The sequence below is a fragment of the Aeromonas sp. YN13HZO-058 genome (assembly GCF_001921245.1).
In the GTDB taxonomy this organism is placed as follows: Bacteria; Pseudomonadota; Gammaproteobacteria; order Enterobacterales; family Aeromonadaceae; genus Aeromonas; species Aeromonas allosaccharophila.
Window position 1 is genome coordinate 49,856 of the sequence record NZ_MQSY01000055.1, and the last position, 20,467, is coordinate 70,322.

Here is a 20,467-nt window from a genome sequence, read left to right on the forward strand (position 1 = left end):
TTAATCTGGCCAAAAATCAGACCATGGAAGACGCGTGTGATGCAATTGAAGGATTCCCCATTCAACCTCTCTCCCCTCTCTGACGAGCAGCAACGTCAGCTGGGTCAGGTACTCTCGACCCTCAATACCCAGCAACTGGCCTGGGTGAGCGGATATCTCTACGGCCTCTCCCAGACCGGTCAGCAGAGCGTTGCTGCCAGCGCCGCCGTGGCTGCGCCCGGTGGCAGCCTGACCATTCTCTACGGCTCCCAGACCGGCAACGCCAAAGGTGTCGCCAGTGCCATCAAGGCGCAGGCCGAGGCCCGTGGCCTGCCCGTCACCCTCGCGTCGATGGCCGACTACAAACCCAAGCAGCTCAAGAAAGAGAGCCATCTGCTGGTGGTAGTGAGCACTTACGGGGAGGGTGAACCGCCGGAGAGCGCCGTCGATCTGTTCGAGCAGCTTAAAAAAGGCAAGATTGGCAAACTGGACGGCCTCAAGTTCGCGGTGCTGGGGCTGGGTGACAGCTCCTACGAATTTTTCTGCCAGACCGGCAAAGATTTTGACGACTTCCTCGCCAAAGCAGGGGCCGAGCGCATTTATGAACTCGCCAGCCTCGATGTGGATTATCAGGATGCCGCCAGGAGCTGGGGCGAGCAGGCACTCAACGCCATCACCGCCACCCTCTCCGCCGGTACGGCCAGCAGCAGCGTGGCCAGTGCGGTGCAGCAGGCGGTTGGCCACAGCCAGTACAGCAAGGAGAACCCCTTCCCTGCCCGCCTGTCGGTCAATCAGAAGATCACCGGCCGGGATTCCACCAAGGATATCCGCCATATCGAGATCAGCCTCGAGTCCTCCGGACTCGCCTATCAACCGGGGGATGCCCTCGGCGTCTGGTTCGACAATGACGCAGAACTGGTGGGCGAAGTGCTGGCCCTGACAGGCCTCTCCGGCGATGAAGCCACGGCCCACGGCACCTTGCGCGCCGCCCTGACCGGTCACTTCGAACTGACCCGGCTGCACGGCGGCTTTATCACAGGGCTCGCTGATATATCGGACAACGCAGCGCTGAAAGACTTGGCCGGTGACAAGGCCCAGGTCAATGCCCTGGTGGCCTCTGCCCAAGTGGTGGATGTATTGAAGCGCTTCCCGACCGCGCTCACAGCCGAGCAACTGATCGGGCTGCTGCGTCCCCTCACCCCGCGCCTCTACTCCATCGCCTCCGCCCAGAGCGAAGTGGAAGAGGAGGTGCATCTCACCGTTGGCGTGGTGCGCTACCCGCAAGAAGATGGCACGGTGCGCAGTGGCGCCGCCTCCTCCTATCTGGCGGACAGGCTGGCCGAAGATGCCGAGGTACGGGTGTTTGTCGAGCACAACGACAACTTCCGACTGCCGCAAAACCCCGACACCCCCGTTATCATGGTGGGGCCGGGCACCGGCATCGCCCCGTTCCGCGCCTTTATGCAGGAGCGGGAAGCTCAGGGGGCAGAGGGCAAGAACTGGCTCTTCTTCGGCAACCCCCACTTCACCCAGGACTTCCTCTATCAGGTGGAGTGGCAGCGTTATGTAAAATCGGGACTGCTGTCGAAAATTTCGCTGGCTTTCAGCCGGGATCAGGCCAACAAGATTTATGTGCAGGACCGCCTGCGCGAAGCGGGCCAGGAACTCTATCAGTGGCTGGAAGCAGGTGCTCACTTCTATGTGTGTGGTGACGCCAACAAGATGGCCAAGGATGTGCAGGAGGCCCTGCTGGATGTGATTGCCGAACACGGCCACAAGAGCCGTGAGGAAGCAGAAGAGTATTTGAGCGAATTGCGTCGTGCCAAACGTTATCAAAGGGATGTCTATTGATGAGCAAACAACCTCTTTCTCACCCAAAAGCGGGACCGGTCGAAGGGCCGCTGGCCGACAACGAGCGCCTCAAGCGCGAGAGCAACTTTCTGCGCGGCACCATTGAGCAGGATCTGCAAGACCCGCTCACCGGCGGCTTTAACGGCGACAACTTCCAGCTGATCCGCTTTCACGGCATGTACCAGCAAGATGACCGCGACATCCGCCCGGAGCGCGCCGCCCAGAAGCTGGAGCCGCTGCACAACGTCATGCTGCGCGCCCGCCTGCCGGGTGGGATCATCACCCCGGCCCAGTGGCAGATCATCGACAAGTTCGCCGAGGAGCACAGCCTCTACGGCAGCATCCGCCTGACCACCCGCCAGACCTTCCAGTTCCACGGGGTATTGAAGCGCGACATCAAGCTGATGCACCAGACCCTCAACAGCACCGGCATCGATTCCATCGCCACCGCGGGCGACGTGAACCGCAACGTGCTCTGCACCAGCAATCCGGTGGAGTCCGAGCTGCATCAGGAGGCCTACGAATGGGCCAAGAAGATCTCCGAGCACCTGCTGCCCAAGACCCGCGCCTACGTGGAGATCTGGCTGGATGGTGAAAAACTGGGGCAGGACGAGGAGCCGATCCTGGGTTCCAACTACCTGCCACGCAAATTCAAGACCACTGTGGTGATCCCGCCCCACAACGACGTGGATATCCACGCCAACGATCTCAACTTCGTGGCCATTGCCGAAGGTGGCAAGCTGGTAGGCTTCAACGTGCTGGTGGGCGGTGGCCTCGCCATGACCCACGGCGACACCAGCACCTATCCGCGCAAGGCGAGCGATTTTGGCTTTATTCCGCTCTCCCATGTGCTGGAGGTTGCGGCCGCCGTGGTCAGCACCCAGCGCGACTGGGGTAACCGGGTCAACCGCAAGAACGCCAAGACCAAGTACACCCTCGAACGTGTTGGCGTCGAGGCGTTCAAGGCCGAGGTGGAGAGCCGCGCAGGTATCCCCTTCGCCGAGAGTCGCCCCTATGAATTTACCAGCCGTGGCGATCGCTTTGGTTGGGTTGAGGGGATCGACGGCAAGCACCACCTCACCCTGTTTATCGAGAACGGCCGTCTGCTGGACTTCCCGGGCAAGCCGCTCAAGACCGGCATGCTGGAGATCGCCAAAGTGCATCAGGGGGATTTTCGCCTGACCGCCAACCAGAACCTGATCATCGCAGGCGTGCCCGCCAGCGAGAAGGCCCGCATCGAAGGGCTGGCGCGCCAATATGGCCTGCTGGATGACGGCGTGAGCGAGCAGCGCAAGCAGTCCATGGCCTGTGTGGCCCTGCCCACCTGCCCGTTGGCGATGGCTGAAGCCGAACGCATGCTGCCGGCGTTTGTCACCGACATCGAGGGCTTGCTCACCAAGCACGGGCTGGCGGATGACGCCATCGTCTTCCGGGTCACCGGCTGCCCCAACGGCTGCGGCCGCGCCATGCTGGCGGAAGTGGGTCTGGTGGGCAAGGCGCCCGGCCGCTACAACCTCCATCTGGGGGGCAACCTGGAGGGGACCCGCATTCCGCGCCTCTATCAGGAGAACATCACCGAACCGCAAATTCTGGCCGAACTGGACGCGCTGATCGGCCGCTGGGCCAGCGAGCGCAACGCGGGCGAATGCTTCGGAGACTTCGTGATCCGGGTTGGGGTGATTGCCCCCGTTATCGACTCCGCGAGGGACTTCTATGCTGCTTAATCTGCCGCTTAATGTCACTGAAGATGGCCGCCTTGACCTGCAGGCACTGCTGGCCCTCGGCCGTGAAGAGCAGGCCGAGGCGCTGGCGCCCCTCAACCGGGAGCTGGATACCATGAGCGCCCCCGAGCGGGTGCGCTGGGCTCTGGCCAATCTGCCGGGGGAGCATGTGCTCTCCTCCAGCTTCGGCATTCAGGCGGCGCTGATGCTCCATCTGGTAAGCCGCGAGCGGGCCGATGTGCCAGTGGTGCTGACCGATACCGGTTATCTCTTTCCCGAGACCTACCGCTTTATCGACGAGCTGACCGAGCGCCTCGCGCTCAACCTGAAGATCTATCGAGCCGAGCTCAGCCCGGCCTGGCAGGAGGCGCGATTTGGTCTCTTGTGGGAGCAGGGCGTGGAGGGGATCACCCGCTACAACCAGATCAACAAGGTGGAGCCGATGGACAGAGCCCTGCGCGAGCTCGGCGCCCAGACCTGGTTCTCCGGCCTGCGCCGCGAGCAGGCGGGCAGCCGGGGCAAGCTGCCGGTGCTCGGCATCCAGCGCCGCCGCTTCAAGTTCCTGCCGGTGATCGACTGGAGCAACAAGGACGTCTTCTACTACTTCAAGGAGTTCGACCTCCCCTATCACCCGCTGTGGGAGCAGGGCTACCTGTCGGTGGGCGATGTCCACACCACCACCAAGTGGGAGCCGGGCATGAGCGAGGAGCAGACCCGCTTCTTCGGCCTCAAGCGCGAGTGTGGCCTGCACGAGGAAAACGGCGAGCACGACGGCTCGGGTATCTGATCCCTCGTCAAGGTTCTGACCATAAAAAACGCCCGGCAACTACTGCCGGGCGTTTTGCTTGGGCTGATATGCAACCCTTCCAAGATGACGAATGGGCCGAGAGGCTTAACCCGCCGCGTTGGCCTGCTCGGCGGCAACCCGCGCCTGAGTCAGCCACTCATTGACCAGCGCCCCGTGCCCCTTGAGCCAGGCATCGGCATGGCGCTCGATATCCGCCGGTTTGCTCTGCCCCCTGTTCATCAGCCCGTTCTGGACGTTGATGTCATTGAGCGGCAGCTTGACGATGGAAAAGAGCTTGGCCGCCGCCGGGTTGGCATCGGTGAAGACTTTGTTGGCCACGATATGCATGGTGTTGACTGGGAAGCCGTAGTTCTTGCCGTTCGGCAACCGGGTCTTGGCCGCATCAGGGCCATCGGCAGGCACTTCCAGCCACACCACGTCACGCCCAGGCACCAGCTCGCTGCTGAGCCAGTAGGGGGTCCAGGTGTAATAGAGCACCGGCTTGCCACTCTGGAAGTGGGCCCGTGTGTCGGCGATCAGCGCCGCATAGTTGCCCTGCTTGTGGGTGACGGTGGGGGTCAGGCCGAACTCGTCCAGATGATGGTTGATCGCCTCTTCACAGCCCCAGCCCGGGTTACAGCCCACCAGATCGGCCTTACCGTCGCCATCGCCGTCAAACAGCGCTGCCAGCGCGGGATCCTTAAGCTGACCGAGGTTGGTGATGCCATATCGGGTCGCGGTCTGCTTGTCGATGAGATAGCCCTGCGCCGCACCGGCCACATAGGTGCCTTGGCGGAAGAACACCTTGTCTCCCCCCGCCTGTTCGTACTTGTTGTCCTGCAGCGGGATCCAGTTAAAGGCGAGGAAGGTGCCGTCCCCCTGTGCCACCGAGGCATAAGCCACGTTGTAATCCACCTCCTGAGCAGGCTGAACGTCGTAGCCAAGCTGCGCCATCAGCTTGCTGACCAGCAGGCTCTGGAACGCCTCTTCCGGCAGGGAGCTCTGCAAGGGTTGAACGCGGATCCCCTCCCCCGGCAACTCGGTGCTGGCCATGGCCAGCGGGCTCAGCAGCGAGGAGCTCAACAGCAGAGTGCTCAGCAGCAAGGCGTGACGGGTGTGCGTTGTGGTAATGAGGCTCATGCCTTTACTCCTTGGTAATCGATGGATTTGCTGCGGCCAATGAGGCGCAGCAGCAGGGCGACGGGGCCACGCTGATACCAGCGGCCAACCCGGTTGCGATCCGGCTGTCCCATCGCCTGGGTCAGACGGTCGAGCACGATGGCCAGCAGCACGATGCCGAGGCCGCCAATGGAGGCGAGCCCCATATCGAGCCGACCGATGCCACGCAGCACCATCTGACCCAACCCGCCAACCGCGATCATCGATGCGATCACCACCATGGAGAGCGCCAGCATCAGGGTCTGGTTGACCCCGGCCATGATGGTGGGCATGGCGAGCGGCAACTGCACCTTGAACAACAGTTGGGAGGGGCTGGCACCAAACGAGTGGGCCGCCTCCACCAGATCCGCAGGCACCTGTCTTATCCCCAGCATGGTGAGGCGGATCATCGGCGGCAGGGCAAAGATCACGGTCACCACGACACCGGGCACGTTGCCGATACCGAACAACATGACGATGGGGATGAGGTAGACGAACGCCGGGGTGGTCTGCATCGCATCCAGCAGCGGTCGGGTCCAGGTAGACAACCGCTCGCTACGGGCCAGTAAAATGCCCACCGGCAAGCCAATCAGGATGCAGAAGAAGAGTGAGGTCAGCACCAGCGACAGGGTCACCATGGCATCGGACCAGGCTCCGATCAGCCCGATCCCGACCAATGCGGCGAGGGTGCCAACCGCCATCCGGCCGTTGACCAGTTGCCAGGCAATCAGGGTCAACAGCCCGATCATCAGGGTGGATGGCACCGTCTGCAGCAGATGGGTCATGGCGTTCAGAGTCACCTCCACCGGTGCGCGGATCAGCTGAAACACAGGGCGCAGGTTCTCCACCAACCAGCCGATGCCCCCTTCGACCCAGCTGTCCAGCGGCACCAGCGCCTGCTGGAAGGGATCCAGCCAGTTGACGGCTGCCTCGGTATCCACGGCAGCAATCTGTTTTTGCCAGTCGGCCGCTTCGGTGGCTGTACTGCCCCAGGGATCGGCGACGGCTGTCGTGGTTACCACCGCCCCCCAAGGATCGGCATCCGCCTCGTCAGCCCTAAGGGAGGGACTCGCCAGCAGCAAAAATGCCAGCAAACCGATCAGTAACGCGTGAAGATGGTTCAGCTTCATACCGGGGTACTCCTGTCCAGGGTGTTGAGCAGATTGGCCTTGGAGATGAGCCCCAGATAGGTGCCATCCTCCTCGACCACGGGCACCTGACAGGGTGCGGCAGCCACCTGGCTGATCAGTTCATTGAGCGAGGTGTCGGCCAGAATAGGCTGGATATCCGCCAGCAACGCCTGCTCCAGACTCCCCTTGCCACGCACGGCCTCACTGAGCGACTCGACCGAGACGACGCCGATGAAGCGGCGGCTGCGATCCACCACGTAGCCAAACTCCCGCTCCAGCTCCTTGAGCTGACGCAGGGCGTTGCCCGGCCCGTCGGTGGTGTGTTTCTTGATAAGCGGCATCTGCTTGCGGCTGACGATATCGCGAGCGCTGAATACATTGGCGAGATCCACCCCGCGGAAGAAGGCACGCACATAGTCGTTGGCGGGCTGACTCAGGATCTCGTCGGGGGTGCCGACCTGCACCACCTGACCATCCTGCATGATGGCGATGCGATCGCCGATACGCATCGCCTCGTCCAGATCGTGGGAGATAAAGACGATGGTGCGCTGCTGGCTCGCCTGCAGCTTGAGCAGTTCGTCCTGCATCTCGGTGCGGATCAGCGGATCCAGCGCAGAAAAAGCCTCATCCATCAGCAGGATGTCGGGATCGTTGGCCAGTGCCCGGGCCAGACCGACCCGCTGTTTCATACCGCCGGAGAGGGCATCGGGGAAGGCATCGATCCACTGACCCAACCCCACCTGATGGAGCGCCTGACGGGCACTCTGCTGGCGATCCGCCAGCGGCACCCCGGCCAGCTCCAGCCCGAAGGCGGTGTTTTCCAGCACGCTCAGGTGCGGCATCAGGGCAAAGGATTGAAACACCATGCTGATCTTCTTGCGCCGCACCTGACGCAGTTCGCTCTCCGAGATGGCGGCGATATCCTCGCCATCGATCAGCACCTGGCCGCGAGTCGGCTCGATCAGCCGGTTGAAGAGGCGCACCAGCGTCGATTTTCCCGAACCGGACAAGCCCATCACCACGAAGATTTCTCCTTCGTAAATGGCCAGATCGACCCCCTGCACACCCAGGGTCTGTCCGCTCTGTTGCAGGATGCTGGCACGGTCATGCCCTTTCGCCAGCAATTTGAATGCTTTTTCCGGCTGATCGCCGAAGATTTTATAGAGTGATTTGACTTCGAGTTTGACTGTCATACTGTCCTTTTTTCATGGTCGACATCTTGGTGATTAACCTGCCGAACGCGAACCAATTACTTTTTACACTAAGCAATTTACAACCAAAACAAAAGAACCAATGGAATCCCACAAAATAAATCACAAAATAAGCCATTGATTTTTAACAGCTATTTTTATCAATAAAAACCGGACAAAGTCTGGTTTTATCCATAATATTTTCCATATCAAACGAAGATGCACTGGGGAAAATCATTCAAAAACAATCAAAAAAGAGCAAGGCAATGCAGGTTAATGACGGTAACTGCGTGACGCGCCATCCAGATAATCAACAGCGACCAAATAATTACACATCTAACTATTTATTGGTCGCAATGAGGACAGATTGGGGGACAAGAAAAGGGGTTGAGGAGGGTCAGAGCCGAGGCTGAAGGTATGTTCACACGCCGCGATGAGATCGCCGCTGCCACCTCTGGACTATCGGCCTGCTGGCACGGTGCTGCTGGCAAATCACCCGTGCGAAAAAAGCCCCTTGTGCAACACAAGGGGCTTTTTAGTGGCTATCGGTTAGCACATGCCATGATTCAGCGGCGCTGCCAGGTCTCGAAGCGGTAGGGGTGCGGGTTCTTTTCATCGGCAGGGTGGCTCTCGCAGTCGATGCGTTGCCACTGGCCATCATCAAACGCGGGGAAGCGGGTATCCCCTTCAACCGCCAGATCGATTTGTGTCAGGTAGAGGCTATCCGCGCTCGGCAACATCTCGGCATAGAGATGACCGCCGCCGATCACCATCAACTCCTCCACCGAGCTGCTCGCCAACAGGGCCAGCGCCGCCTCGACAGAACCCACCACCTCGATACCCTCGGCCTGATAGCCGGGGTTGCGGCTGATCACCAGATTGCGCCGTCCGGGCAGCGGCCGCCCGATGGATTCGAAGGTCTTGCGCCCCATCAATACCGGTTTGCCAAGGGTCACCCGTTTGAAGTGAGCCAGATCGGCCGGCAGATGCCAGGGCATCTGGTTGTCCTTGCCGATCACCCTGTCGTGGGCCATGGCGGCAATCATGGAAATCTTCATGGGGCCTCTCACCGTCTGTCAGATTATGGGGCGGTTACGGTACACGACCAGAGAGGGGATCGCCAAACCGAAACTGAGGGCGCCGACGATAAACAGCGCCTTGAGGCCGTTCTCCACCGCGCTCTGCAGCAGATCCATGGTCACACCGTTGATGTTGAGTTCCACCACCGCAATCATGGTCTTGAACGCATAGCTGCCCGGGATCATCGGAATGATGGAGGCGACGCTGAACACCGGACGCGGCGCCAGCAGACGGCGAGACCAGTAGACGCAGACAAAACCGACCGTGGTCGCCGCCGCCAGCGTCGCCCACTCGATGGGCATGCCGTAGTGAATGAGCAGGGTGCGCAGGCTGTGGGCCAGCGCGCCGCCCATGGCGCAATACTTCAGCATTCGTGGCGGCACGTTGAACAGCATGGCAAAGCCCACCGCCGGGATGGAGGACCAGAAGGCATCCTTGGCCAGTAACCAGAGCAGATCCGTCATACTTTCCACCCCCAGATCCCGGTCAACGACATGGCGAGAATGATGCCGATGGCAGCGCTGATAGTGAGCAAGGTGGCAGAGCCCCAACGGGCCAGCCCCATGTTGAAGTAGCCCTTCACCATGTCGGAGACCGCATTGATCAGCGGGAAGCCCGGCACCAGCAGCAGCACGCTGGCCGCCATGGCGAGATAGGGTTGGGCCCCCCAGTTGAAGAAGGTGGCGCTGGATGCCAGCAAGGTGGCGATAAAACCGGTCACGGCAAAGTTGATGAGCGGGCTGTGGTGATGACGGGCGATCAACTGACGCACCCGCATCGCCACGGCGGCGGAGCAACAGGTCACCAGGAAGATGGGCCAGTCACCGCCAAACAGCAGGCTAAAGGCGCCACAGGAGAGCCCGACCATGGGCACCACCAGCCAGGGGTGATAGTGGAAGGGGACGATGGCTTCGAGCCGCTGGCGCACTTCACGGGCACCGATCAGCTCTTTCTCCGCCATGATGCAGATCCGCTGGATCTCGCACACCACCTGCATGTTGATGCCATGCTCGCGCACCCGGCGGGTGGTGGTGACACAGCCCCCCTGATAGAGGCTGGTGAGCACGATGGCACTGGAAGAGATGGCCATTTCGACACTCTCCAGCCCAAGCGCCATCCCCAGCCGCACCGTGGTCTGCTCGATGATCCGGCTCTCCGCCCCGAACTGGGCCAACATCTGACCCACCTTGACGATAATGCGGGTGATCTCTGTCTGTTGCTCCCGCGACAACACCCGTCTTGGTGTGATACTTCTCATAATCCCTTCGAGTCGTAGCAATAAAAATTTCGGCCATATTAGCCTAACTTTTACCGTTATTCATCCACCCCTATCACAACCTGGCCGATGAGTTATTACATGAAGGAAAAAAGAGGTTACATCACAAATACATTACCACTAACATTAAAAACCATAACAATCTGTCCGCCGTTACCTCGCCTTATTACTGCCCCTTGATATATGGATTAAATATCAGAAGAGGGGCTGGCTGCAGATTATTTACGACGTCGATAGTCAGCCATTCGAATTATTTTGCCAGCGCTATCGTTTTCAGGCAGAAGCTCCCCCTCCTCCCGAAACTGGATCATTTCGCTGCGCATCAAATAAAAGGATTCCCGCATCATGCTGGCAATCCGGATACAGCTATCGAGATTGTTTTTAGCCAGGCGACGCTGACCATCAATCTTGAACTGCAACCCGCGCAGACGGCGCTGCTGATCGGGGCTCGCCCGTGCCATCAACTGGTCAATCTGCTGCTCAAGAATCGCATCCAGCCGGGAAGGCTCACTCGCAGCCAACTCTTTCAGGGTGTCAAAATCAGGCAACTCCATATGCCCTCCTTGGCGACTATTGCTGGCAACCCACTGCGGTACCACACCATCACGCCCCAGCCACATAAACCTGTATATACGACGCGGCCAACAAGGGTTCAATCCATCCGCTGGCGTCTGAACCGGACAATGCTCACAACGAGGGTATCTCTCTATTTTAATTGTGTTTGGAAACAAGCGATTATTTTTAATTCAGGCGCGATAAAACACTTATACATTTTAGGCTGTTATTTTATGTTTTTTATTGCAAATAAAATTCAGGTAGAGGTTATTTCGCTTCATTCGACACTTTATTATTCCCTCACCGGCCCGCCTCATCTTATGTCGGTTTAACATATCTCGCTGATTATGTTATTTTAATTGCCACTTTTATCGGACATTCAAGAGCAGACCATGAGCAAGGCAAAAATCGGTATCGTCACCGTCAGCGATCGCGCCAGCGCGGGCATCTATGAAGACCTCTCCGGCAAGGCCATCATCGACACCCTGAACGCCTATCTGACCTCGGCGTGGGAACCCGTCTATCAGGTGATCCCCGATGAGCAGGATCAGATTGAAGCGACCCTGATCCGGCTGGCGGATGAAGAGCAGTGTTGTCTCATCGTCACCACAGGCGGCACCGGCCCGGCCAAGCGGGATGTGACACCGGAAGCGACCGAGGCGGTGTGTGATCGCATGATGCCGGGCTTTGGCGAGCTGATGCGGGCAGAATCCCTCAAGTTTGTGCCGACCGCTATTCTGTCGCGCCAGACGGCCGGCCTGCGCGACGATACCCTGATCGTCAATCTGCCGGGCAAGCCCAAGTCGATCCGCGAGTGTCTGGATGCGGTCTTCCCCGCCATCCCCTACTGCATCGATTTGATGGAAGGGCCTTATCTCGAGTGCGATGAGACCGTCATCAAGCCATTTCGACCGAAAAAATAGCTGACCCGTCCATAACAAATAATGGCGAGCCGTGGCTCGCCATTATTTTTAATAACAGTGCTTCAGCGCTCGCTTATTTGCGACCAAATACTTTGACGCCCGCTTTGCTGCCTTCCGAATTGCCGTACACTTCCAGCCGTTTTACACAGACTCTGGAACCGAGAGATTTCCATTCGGTCTCTTTGTCAGCGCGCATATCGCGATCAAATTTGATGGTCTTGGTACGATTGCTGCCATATGTCACCACGATCCGATCCAGCGTCAAATCACGCTCCGCCTTCACCTTGATATATTTGGTCTGACGGCAGGCAACCATCGGAATGGTGGCGCCATGATCACCCATTCCCAGCAAGATGGTGCGGCCAAGGGTGAACTGATCATCACCGGCCTGACAAGCCGACGCCGCCACCAACAAGAGAGCGCCAAACAGAGCACGACCGGAACACGCTTTACGCCAGATAGAGTTCAGGGACATAACACCTCCAATAAAAAACGGAGCGTTATGATAGGGGTCGAACCATAACAGGAGCTGTATCCGGTCCGGGATGGCGCCAGAGCCAGCCTCCTCGGAGGATCACAACCTCGGTAAACGCTATCCCCCTGAATACAAAAAGGGCCGCCAACTGGCAGCCCCAAGCCCCAAGCCTCAAGCCTCAAAAGAAGATCAACGTTCCATGATTTGGGTGACGTCATCCTTCTTGATCATCACCTCGCGCCCTTCGTGATCGTAATAGCGGTACATGCCGGTGCTCTCATCCAGCTTGGGCTTGCTCTCTGTGGTGATCAACTTGCCATCCTTGGTGCTCATGATGTATTGGGAACTGCATGCCACCAGCCCCAAGGCGCACACCAGGATCATCATCAGTTTTTTCATTGCTGCCTCTTCTCCCTTCACCCTCACCACGAGGATGTTTCTTGAAGCCTAGTTCAATCGCACAGCACGGGATGGCGGGATGAGCAAAGCGGGATCGCCGTCAATAATCAGCAACTTAACATCGCTATCTGGCTTGGTGGAGCGAGCAATGAAAAAGGCCGGACATCTGTCCGGCCTCTTCTCTAGAACGCAAGAGCGCAATCATGACTTGGCGGGCTGACGCTCACCGGTCACAGTCGGATTCTTGGGATCCATGCTCCACTCGTACCAGCCGCCGTCGTAGACGCTGATCTGTTTCCAGTCCATCAGCCAGGCGTAGAAGAAGGCTTCGGAGGCGCGCCAGCCGGTACCGCAGTAGAACGCAGCCTGCTGGGTCGGCTCGATGTTCCACTGGTCCCACATGGCGAGGATCTCGCGGGCCGGCTTCATGGTGCCGTCCGGGTTATGGAAATCACTCATGCTGTTGGCATCCACCCCGCCGTGACCCCACTTGGCCCCCGGGATATCGCCCTTCGGCTTGATGTAGCTGTAACCGGAGGTGTTGCCGACAAACTCGTCCCAGGTACGCACGCTGACCAGCGCGCTATTGGGCTGCTTGAGCAGTTCTTTCGCCTGACTCAGCGTGGTGTAGTACTCGGGGTGAGCGGGAATGGCCACACCAAACTCCTTCACCGGCTCATATTTGTTGGGCAGACCGGTTTCGGTGCGCAGATGCTGCACGAACCAGGCATCCAGACCACCATCCAGCAGGCGCACATCTTCCACCCCCGCATACATCATCAGATGCGCGGCACGGGCAGCCGCCATGGTGTTGCGACCATAGAGGATGACGGTGGTGTCGTGACGGATGCCGTTGTCCAGCAGCAGCTTCTTGAGCGCCTCGTCAGAGACCTTGTTCCACAGTGGCTCCTCTTCGAGGCTGTTGGTATCGATATAACCGGCCCCCGGGATGTGGCTGATGAGGTAAGCCTTGGGTGAACCCCAATCCACTTCAAACAGCTTCCAGTCGCCCTTGGGCGCTGCGGCGACCGGCTTGCCCTCTTGCAGATCTGCCAACCAGCGCGGATAGACCAGCTGCTGCCAGCGTGCCAGCGACTCGCGCGGTGCGGCTTGCCACCCCTGCAGCTCGAACAGCTGCTTGACCCCCTGCTTGCGCAGCAGACGAGCCACCTCGGCCACTTCGCGGGACGCACCGTAGAGCGCAACAGGATGATCGGCTTTCAGCCCCTTGATCTCGAGCGCCTTTGGCCACTCTTCATCGCTGTATTTCCACTCGGCAGAGAGGTTCTCGGCGCCCACCACATGACCGCCCTGCTTCTCCCCTTCCATCGGCCACCCCTGATAGAAGTAGCTGGCGCGGGTATCCAGGATGACCGCCTGTTTGGCCTTGGCATCGGCCAGCGAGAGCGGTGGCAATTCCCCTGCCACGGCGGGCAGGGCACACCAGAGCAGTAAGGTCGCCAGCGCGGCCTGCAGGAAGCGAAGATGTCGTTTCATGATGATGTCTCGATTCATAGTGAACAAGGTTAAAAAATGGAGCGACCCAGCCGCTCGGCCAGCAGCTCCAGCGCCGCCGTACCCGCCAGCGAGTTGCCGGCTTTGTTGAGCTCGGGCGACCAGACACAGACGCAGAGCTCGCCCGGGATCAGGGCGATGATACCGCCGCCGACGCCCGATTTGCCCGGCATGCCGACCCGATAGGCAAAATCTCCCGCCTCGTCATAGAGGCCGCAGGTGGCGAGCAGGGCGTTGACCTGTTTGGTGGTGCGAGCAGGCAGCAGCGGCACGCTGTCGCCCAATGGCACCCCACGGTTGGCCAGATAGATAAATGCCCGCGCCAGATCGACGCAGCTCATGCGGATGGCACAGGCATTGAAGTAGCTTTGCAGCACCTTGTCCACTTCGTTTTCGAAGTTGCCATACGCCTTCATCAGATAGGCGATGGCGGCGTTGCGGGCAGAGTGCTGATATTCGGAGCGGGCTACCACCTGATCCGCCATGATGGCCGGGTTGCCACTGAGGCGTCGCACCAGCTCGAGGGTGCGTTGACGCGGCGCGGTGAGGCGGGTCTCCAGCAGATCGCTCACCACCAGCGCCCCGGCATTGATAAAGGGGTTGCGGGGGATCCCCTGCTCGAACTCGAGCTGCACCAGCGAGTTGAACGGCTGGCCGGAGGGCTCCTTGCCCACCCGGGCCCAGATCTCATCCTCCTGATAGAGGGTGAGCGCCAGGGTCAGGCTCAGGGCCTTGGAGATACTCTGGATGGAGAAGGGTTCAAAAGCGTCACCGGCGGTGAACAGCTCCCCCTCGACGGTACAGACTGCGATACCGAGCCGATCGGCCGGAACCTGAGCCAGTGCCGGAATATAGTCGGCCACCTTGCCTTGTCCCAGCAACGGGCGCACCTCTTCAAGGATGCTGGCCAGTAATTCGGATGACAACACCATAAGCAATAAGCGATTCCATGACTAAAACAGCGGTGGAGATCCCATCCCCACTGACAAAAATCCCGCCAGCGGCGGGATTTTTCCAGTTACCCACAACAAGGCGCCAGACGAGGCAGCCTTGTATCAGGCCGGCTCACCGTACCAGAGGTCGAACAGCTCGGTGACCACCACGGCTTCCATCCCCTTGCCTTCCAGCCAGGATTTGATCGCAGCGCGGTCTTCTTCGGTACATTTGCCCAGTTGCTGGGTGCAGATCATCCCTTCCCAGGCCAGGTGGCCGGAACCGGCAAACGCCAGCTTACGGGACTCGATCACTTCATCGATCATCGCATCGACTACCGCATCGATGGTCTCTTCGGCAGTGCCGACCGGGAAATTAAAACTGATGTCGAAACCCATTTCCTGGAATTCATCGACACGCAGTTTCTTACGCAGACGGCGGCTACGATTGGCCATGATAGCTCCTCAAGTTAGTTGATACGCGAGTTGACGTGCCAGCTTAGCTGACACGCTTGAAAATCAGGTCCCAAACACCGTGACCGAGACGGTGGCCACGTTGTTCAAATTTGGTCAGCGGACGCCAGTCCGGACGGGGCACCCAGTTGCCGGTGGCGGAGGTGTTCTCGTAACCTTCCGCGGCGCTCATCACTTCCAGCATGTGCTCGGCATAGTTTTCCCAGTCGGTGGCCATGTGGAATACACCACCGATGGCCAGCTTCTGGCGAATGTCCTGGGCAAACGCCGGCTGTACGATGCGACGCTTGTGGTGACGGCTCTTGTGCCAGGGATCCGGGAAGAAGAGCTGCAGGCAGGAGAGTGAACCGTTCGGGATCATGTGCTCCAGCACCTCGACCGCATCGTGGCAGATCACCTTGAGATTGGTGACACCCGCTTCCTGAGCGGTGCCCAAACAGGCACCCACGCCCGGGGAGTGTACTTCGATGCCGATGAAGTTCTTCTCGGGGGCATTCTTGGCCATCTCGACCAAAGAGGCGCCCATGCCAAAACCGATCTCCAGCACCACCGGGGCCTCGCGGCCAAACAGGGCGACCAGATCGAGCGGCGCTGGCGCAAAATCAATACCCATGACCGGCCAGAGCTCTTCCAGGGCCTTCTCCTGCCCTTTGGTCAGGCGGCCTTCGCGACGGACAAAGCTGCGGATCTTGCGCATGAACTTGCCGTCTTCGTTAAATACATCTTGGGTCACAGGCATAATGGTCTCGTTATTTCATCAATCCGGGTAATACATCTTGTGTCCGATCCCGACCGGGACCGCTCGCGGCTCGTCATGTCATCGACCCGCGAAAACAGGGGAGCGAATTATCCCAAGATAGGCCCAAGGCGCAAGTGTTTCGCACAACAAATATTCCATCCTGCCCCTTCGCCCCGAACAACCGCTCAATATACGCCGAATCAGAGTCAATCCAGCCCTTTTTTGGCGATTTTTGTGACAATCATTGCCTCAATTCTGAAATCTGATACAAACGGATAACCTGGTGGTCGAATGGAGCGACCGCCCACATGCCGAGAGAATTGTCTATGCAGCCGTTTTTTGCCCAGCGCTTCGAGAAGGTCGAGCCTTCCTTTATCCGTGAAATCCTCAAAGTTGCCGCCAATCCGGAGATCATCTCCTTCGCCGGTGGCCTGCCCAATCCCCACCTGTTTCCGGTCAAGGCGATCGATCAGGCCTGTCAGGATGTACTGCGTGAACAAGGGGCTGCAGCCCTGCAATATGCCGCCACCGAGGGCTTCGCCCCGCTGCGCCAGTATATTGCCGACCGCTATCTGGCCCGTCACGGCATGCAGGTCAATCCGGACAACATCCTGATCACCAGCGGCTCCCAGCAGGCGCTGGATCTGCTGGGCAAGGTGCTGATCGACGAGGGTCAGGATCTGATCATTGAGGAGCCGGGCTATCTTGGTGCCATTCAGGCCTTCTCTGTCTATCAACCGAATTTCAAGCCGATCACCCTTGAAGAAGAGGGGCTGGATCTGGCGGCGCTGGATGCGCTGCTGGCAAGCGGCTCCAATGCCAAACTGCTCTACGGTGTGCCTAACTTCCAGAACCCGAGCGGCGTCTCCTACAGCCGTGCCAACCGCGAGGCACTGGCCGAGCGACTGGTGCGCCACGAGCTCCTGATGGTGGAAGACGACCCCTACGGTGAGCTGCGCTTCGAGGGCGAACACCTGCCCCCCATCGCCAAGCTGGCGCCGAACAATACCGTGCTGCTCGGCTCCTTCTCGAAAACCGTGGTGCCCGCCTTCCGTCTGGGCTGGATGCTGGTGCCGGACTGGTTGCGCAAGAAGGTGACCATCGCCAAACAGGCCACCGACCTGCACAGCAACGCCTTCAGCCAGCAGGTGCTGCACCGCTTCCTGAGCGATAACTCGCTGGATGCCCATCTGGAGAAGATCAAGGAGGTCTACGGCCGCCAGCGTGCCGCCATGGAGGCTGCGCTGGCCCGTCACTGCCCGCCCGGCGTCAGCTACACCCGGCCGGAAGGGGGCATGTTCCTCTGGCTGACCCTGCCAGCCCACATCAGTGCCATGGCGCTGTTTGACGAGGCGATCAAGGAGAAGGTGGCCTTCGTGCCCGGCGCTCCCTTCTATGTGCGCCCCGAGATCAAGAACACCCTGCGCCTGAGCTTCTCCTGCGTCGATGAAGCGACCATCGAGGAGGGGGTCAAACGGCTGGCCCGCGCCCTCCAGCGCATGCTCTGATCGTCAGGCCAAACGGCACCAACAAAAAACCAGCGAGAGATCGCTGGTTTTTTTGTTGGTGCCCGCAACGCAACCCATCAGCCAAACAGAGTCTGGCGGAACTGCTTCATCGGGATGGGGCGGCCGTAGAGATACCCTTGCAGATAATCGACGTGACGCGCTTGCAGATAGTCCGCCTGCACCTGAGTCTCCACCCCTTCGGCCACCAGTTGGAGCCCCAGTCTGGTCGCCAGATCGATCACGTTCTCGACAATATGGCTGGAGAGGGCATCGGAGCCGATCATCCCGACGAAGCTCTGATCGATCTTCAATGCATCGACCTGAAACTGCTGCAGGTAAGTCAGGCTGGAGTGGCCGGTACCAAAGTCATCGATGGCGATCATGACCCCCAGCTGACGCAGCTCGGCAAACAGCTGGTCGGTCGTCTCGTCCGCCACGATCAGCTCCCGCTCGGTCAGCTCCAGCACCAGTTTGACCGGGTTGTCCTTGAAAGCATTGATAAAGGCCCGGCAATCAATCAGCAGACTCAGATCCTTGCAGTGGCTGGCGCAGATATTGAAACCGAAATGAAATCCGGCCGGCAGCTTGCCGGCGTGAGGGGCGAAGTGATCCCGCACCTGGGCCATCAACAGGCTGGTCATGGGGACGATCAGACCACTATCCTCCGCCAGCGGAATAAAGCGATCCGGCGAGATCATCCCCTGTTTGGGATGCTGCCAGCGCATCAGCACCTCACAACCGCTACACTGCTCATCAGCGCCAGTGACCACAGGCTGCAGGTAGGGAATAAACTCCTCCTCGATCAGCGCCCGCTTGAGCTCCTCCGCTGGCGAGCTGCTACGCCCCATCAGCCTGAAGGTGCCGAATCCAATCAGCAATGCCAGCAGCGGAGAGAGGAGCAGCGTGTCTCTGGAGTAGCGCCATGCATGGGCCAGATAATCATCCTTTGTCACCAGTGTCGCTACCTGATATGGGAAGCTGGCTGACGAGAGTGCCATGTACCCCTCCTCAGCGGGAGAGGGCGCAGCTGCGACCTGACCTGAGCCAAACAGCGCTTTGTCACCGACCACCAAGGCCATCGAGGAGTTCTTGCTGGCGATATCAAGGGTATTAAGCAGGTAGTAGCCATCCACAGCGATCAGCGCACTCCCTTTCTCAACCTCATGACGCAACACAATCAGCGGTCTATCTGGTGTCGTGTCATTACCGCTGAACAGTTGTAGCTTACCGTCGACATAGTTGTCCGGACCCATAGGGCCATCATACTCGCCATACAGAGACGTACAGTAGATTCGGCGACCGATGGTCAGGTTGGCCGAACGAACATCAGGAACCATGATCACCTGCTCGCGCAGCAGCAAGGCGGCCTCTGCACAGGGAGCACCAATCACCTTCTCCACATTCATGGCGGCTTGCTGAGCATAACCCAAGGTACGATCAAACATCAGCTGGGCACGCTGCAACCGTGACTCGGCATCCTGCTCGATCTCCGTCACTGTTTGCCAGATGACGGAAATGCCCCCTAACAACAGGATCCCGCACCCCATCATTAGCGCCATAAGAATCCTCATTGAGAGCTGGCGAAGTTTCAGACGGCGAAATGGCATGGTGGCCTCTTTGATACACGATGAGTGGTAGCAACCCCGGTGGACAGGCGCAAAGGGTCGCAATAATAGCGACCGCTCAACAAATGTCCACCTCACAAAAATCAATCAAATCAGCGTATTGTTCAACAATATGTTACCAAGGGGAGATATGGTTAACACATATCAAGGTGACAATATGTTCTCTCGGTATCTCCCTTGTTGAAGCGGGGCAGCGCCATTAGAGTAGAGCAAACGGCAGCAGGAGCGTGCGCGATGAAGATTCTTATTACCGGAGGAACCGGCTTTATCGGCCGCAAGCTGGTTGCCCATCTCAAGGTCAATCACGAGGTCGTGGTATTGAGCAGGCAGGGGAGCCGGGCCTACACCCTGCTCGGTCACGATATCAAGGTATTGGATAACCTCGACCGGCTCGATGACCTCAATGACGTGGACGCCGTGATCAATCTGGCCGGTGAACCCATCGCCGCCGGACGCTGGAGCGAGTCGCGCAAACAGCTGCTCTGCGATAGTCGCTGGCTGCTGACCGAGCAGCTGGTGGATCTCATCAAGCTCTCCAGCACGCCGCCCAAGGTGCTGATCAACGCCTCCGCCATCGGCTGGTATGGCAGACAGGGCACCGAAACCCTGGACGAGCAGTGCCGCTCTCCCAACGATGAGTTTACCCACCAGCTCTGCCAGCAGTGGGAGACCCTGGCGCAGGAGGCGCAGAGCAGCCAGACCCGGGTCTGTATAGTGCGGATCGGACTGGTGCTTGGCATGGATGGCGGCGCGCTGCCCAAAATGCTCCCCCCCTATCGGCTCGGACTCGGCGGCCCCATGGGGTCGGGCAGCCAGATGATGAGCTGGATCCATGTGCAGGATTTGGTGCGCGCCATACTGTTCCTACTGGAACACGAAGAGTGCCGCGGCACCTTCAACGGAACCGCCCCTCATCCGGTCAGTAACCGGGAGTTCAGCCAGACCCTGGCTGCGACGCTACACCGCCCGCACCTCTTCTTCGTCCCCGCGCCGTTGCTGCAACTGGTGATGGGGGAAGCGGCGGATCTTCTGCTGACCGGACAGAAGGTGATACCAGCACGGCTGCAACAGGCCGGTTTTCACTTCAGCTATCCCGAGCTGCCGGGCGCCCTCACCAATCTGCTGCACGAGCCCCGTTAACTCGCTGCGT

Annotated in this window: 20 protein-coding genes; 6 read left to right on the top strand and 14 right to left on the bottom strand. The window is 59.4% G+C overall.

The window, feature by feature from the left end:
* Positions 1–39: 39 nt before the first annotated feature.
* The 3 genes from BSP75_RS13215 to BSP75_RS13225 are packed head-to-tail and all read left to right on the top strand — an operon-like array spanning position 40 to position 4,338.
* Entirely contained in the window at positions 40–1,830 is a 1,791-nt protein-coding gene (locus tag BSP75_RS13215) for an assimilatory sulfite reductase (NADPH) flavoprotein subunit (protein ID WP_075113496.1), read from the top strand.
* Positions 1,830–3,554 (top strand): assimilatory sulfite reductase (NADPH) hemoprotein subunit, encoded by a 1,725-nt coding sequence (gene cysI / locus BSP75_RS13220; RefSeq protein WP_075113497.1) that lies wholly within the window; start codon positions 1,830–1,832, stop codon positions 3,552–3,554. The genes BSP75_RS13215 and cysI overlap by 1 nt, the downstream gene beginning before the upstream one ends.
* Positions 3,544–4,338 carry a phosphoadenylyl-sulfate reductase gene (locus BSP75_RS13225; protein ID WP_075113498.1) on the top strand — a complete coding sequence of 265 codons (795 nt, stop codon included), beginning with the start codon at positions 3,544–3,546 and terminating at the stop codon, positions 4,336–4,338. Before cysI ends, BSP75_RS13225 begins: the two co-directional genes overlap by 11 nt.
* Positions 4,339–4,443: 105 nt before the next feature.
* Here the strand turns inward: BSP75_RS13225 and proX are convergent, their stop codons facing one another.
* The 7 genes from proX to BSP75_RS13260 form a co-directional block, all read right to left on the bottom strand.
* Positions 4,444–5,478, bottom strand: coding sequence for a glycine betaine/L-proline ABC transporter substrate-binding protein ProX (gene proX / locus BSP75_RS13230; protein WP_075113499.1), 1,035 nt, complete (start codon positions 5,476–5,478; stop codon positions 4,444–4,446).
* The gene (gene proW, locus BSP75_RS13235; RefSeq protein ID WP_075113500.1) at positions 5,475–6,626 is read right to left on the bottom strand and encodes a glycine betaine/L-proline ABC transporter permease ProW; all 1,152 of its coding nucleotides are present in this window, start codon (positions 6,624–6,626) and stop codon (positions 5,475–5,477) included. The genes proX and proW overlap by 4 nt, the downstream gene beginning before the upstream one ends.
* Complete coding sequence (gene proV / locus BSP75_RS13240) at positions 6,623–7,819, bottom strand: glycine betaine/L-proline ABC transporter ATP-binding protein ProV (RefSeq protein WP_075113501.1); 1,197 nt, start codon at positions 7,817–7,819, stop codon at positions 6,623–6,625. Before proV ends, proW begins: the two co-directional genes overlap by 4 nt.
* Before the next feature lie 563 nt (positions 7,820–8,382).
* Positions 8,383–8,874, bottom strand: a complete 492-nt coding sequence (gene folA, locus BSP75_RS13245; RefSeq protein ID WP_075113502.1) for a type 3 dihydrofolate reductase — start codon at positions 8,872–8,874, stop codon at positions 8,383–8,385.
* An 18-nt stretch (positions 8,875–8,892) separates the two neighbouring features.
* Positions 8,893–9,360 (bottom strand): threonine/serine exporter family protein, encoded by a 468-nt coding sequence (locus tag BSP75_RS13250; protein WP_042060992.1) that lies wholly within the window; start codon positions 9,358–9,360, stop codon positions 8,893–8,895.
* Positions 9,357–10,154 (bottom strand): threonine/serine exporter family protein, encoded by a 798-nt coding sequence (locus BSP75_RS13255; protein WP_042022773.1) that lies wholly within the window; start codon positions 10,152–10,154, stop codon positions 9,357–9,359. The genes BSP75_RS13250 and BSP75_RS13255 overlap by 4 nt, the downstream gene beginning before the upstream one ends.
* Before the next feature lie 236 nt (positions 10,155–10,390).
* Positions 10,391–10,726 carry a DUF3135 domain-containing protein gene (locus tag BSP75_RS13260; protein ID WP_075113503.1) on the bottom strand — a complete coding sequence of 112 codons (336 nt, stop codon included), beginning with the start codon at positions 10,724–10,726 and terminating at the stop codon, positions 10,391–10,393.
* A gap of 393 nt (positions 10,727–11,119) precedes the next feature.
* On the opposite strand from BSP75_RS13260, the gene mog reads away from it, so the two are divergent.
* Positions 11,120–11,650 carry a molybdopterin adenylyltransferase gene (gene mog, locus BSP75_RS13265; RefSeq protein WP_042658402.1) on the top strand — a complete coding sequence of 177 codons (531 nt, stop codon included), beginning with the start codon at positions 11,120–11,122 and terminating at the stop codon, positions 11,648–11,650.
* 73 nt (positions 11,651–11,723) lie between these two features.
* Here mog and BSP75_RS13270 read toward each other — a convergent pair whose 3' ends face one another.
* The 6 genes from BSP75_RS13270 to trmB form a co-directional block, all read right to left on the bottom strand.
* Complete coding sequence (locus BSP75_RS13270) at positions 11,724–12,125, bottom strand: DUF2541 family protein (RefSeq protein WP_075113504.1); 402 nt, start codon at positions 12,123–12,125, stop codon at positions 11,724–11,726.
* 189 nt (positions 12,126–12,314) lie between these two features.
* Positions 12,315–12,524 carry a YgdI/YgdR family lipoprotein gene (locus BSP75_RS13275; protein ID WP_075113505.1) on the bottom strand — a complete coding sequence of 70 codons (210 nt, stop codon included), beginning with the start codon at positions 12,522–12,524 and terminating at the stop codon, positions 12,315–12,317.
* Positions 12,525–12,725: 201 nt separating this feature from the next.
* Entirely contained in the window at positions 12,726–14,021 is a 1,296-nt protein-coding gene (locus BSP75_RS13280; RefSeq protein WP_075113506.1) for a sulfurtransferase, read from the bottom strand.
* A 29-nt stretch (positions 14,022–14,050) separates the two neighbouring features.
* Positions 14,051–14,971: a glutaminase B gene (glsB, locus tag BSP75_RS13285; protein ID WP_042060982.1), complete on the bottom strand. Its 921-nt coding sequence runs from the start codon at positions 14,969–14,971 to the stop codon at positions 14,051–14,053.
* Positions 14,972–15,094: 123 nt separating this feature from the next.
* A complete protein-coding gene (locus tag BSP75_RS13290) occupies positions 15,095–15,427 on the bottom strand; it encodes a YggL family protein (protein ID WP_058052726.1) in 333 nt (110 codons plus the stop codon).
* A gap of 43 nt (positions 15,428–15,470) precedes the next feature.
* On the bottom strand, positions 15,471–16,184 hold the full coding sequence (gene trmB, locus BSP75_RS13295; protein WP_042060981.1) for a tRNA (guanosine(46)-N7)-methyltransferase TrmB: 714 nt from the start codon (positions 16,182–16,184) through the stop codon (positions 15,471–15,473).
* A 326-nt stretch (positions 16,185–16,510) separates the two neighbouring features.
* On the opposite strand from trmB, the gene BSP75_RS13300 reads away from it, so the two are divergent.
* On the top strand, positions 16,511–17,692 hold the full coding sequence (locus BSP75_RS13300) for a PLP-dependent aminotransferase family protein (protein WP_075113507.1): 1,182 nt from the start codon (positions 16,511–16,513) through the stop codon (positions 17,690–17,692).
* Between the two features lie 77 nt (positions 17,693–17,769).
* On the opposite strand, the gene BSP75_RS13305 is transcribed toward BSP75_RS13300, so the two are convergent.
* Positions 17,770–19,299: a cyclic diguanylate phosphodiesterase gene (locus tag BSP75_RS13305; protein ID WP_075113508.1), complete on the bottom strand. Its 1,530-nt coding sequence runs from the start codon at positions 19,297–19,299 to the stop codon at positions 17,770–17,772.
* Between the two features lie 252 nt (positions 19,300–19,551).
* On the opposite strand from BSP75_RS13305, the gene BSP75_RS13310 reads away from it, so the two are divergent.
* Positions 19,552–20,457 carry a TIGR01777 family oxidoreductase gene (locus tag BSP75_RS13310; protein ID WP_075113509.1) on the top strand — a complete coding sequence of 302 codons (906 nt, stop codon included), beginning with the start codon at positions 19,552–19,554 and terminating at the stop codon, positions 20,455–20,457.
* The last annotated feature ends 10 nt before the right edge of the window (positions 20,458–20,467 follow it).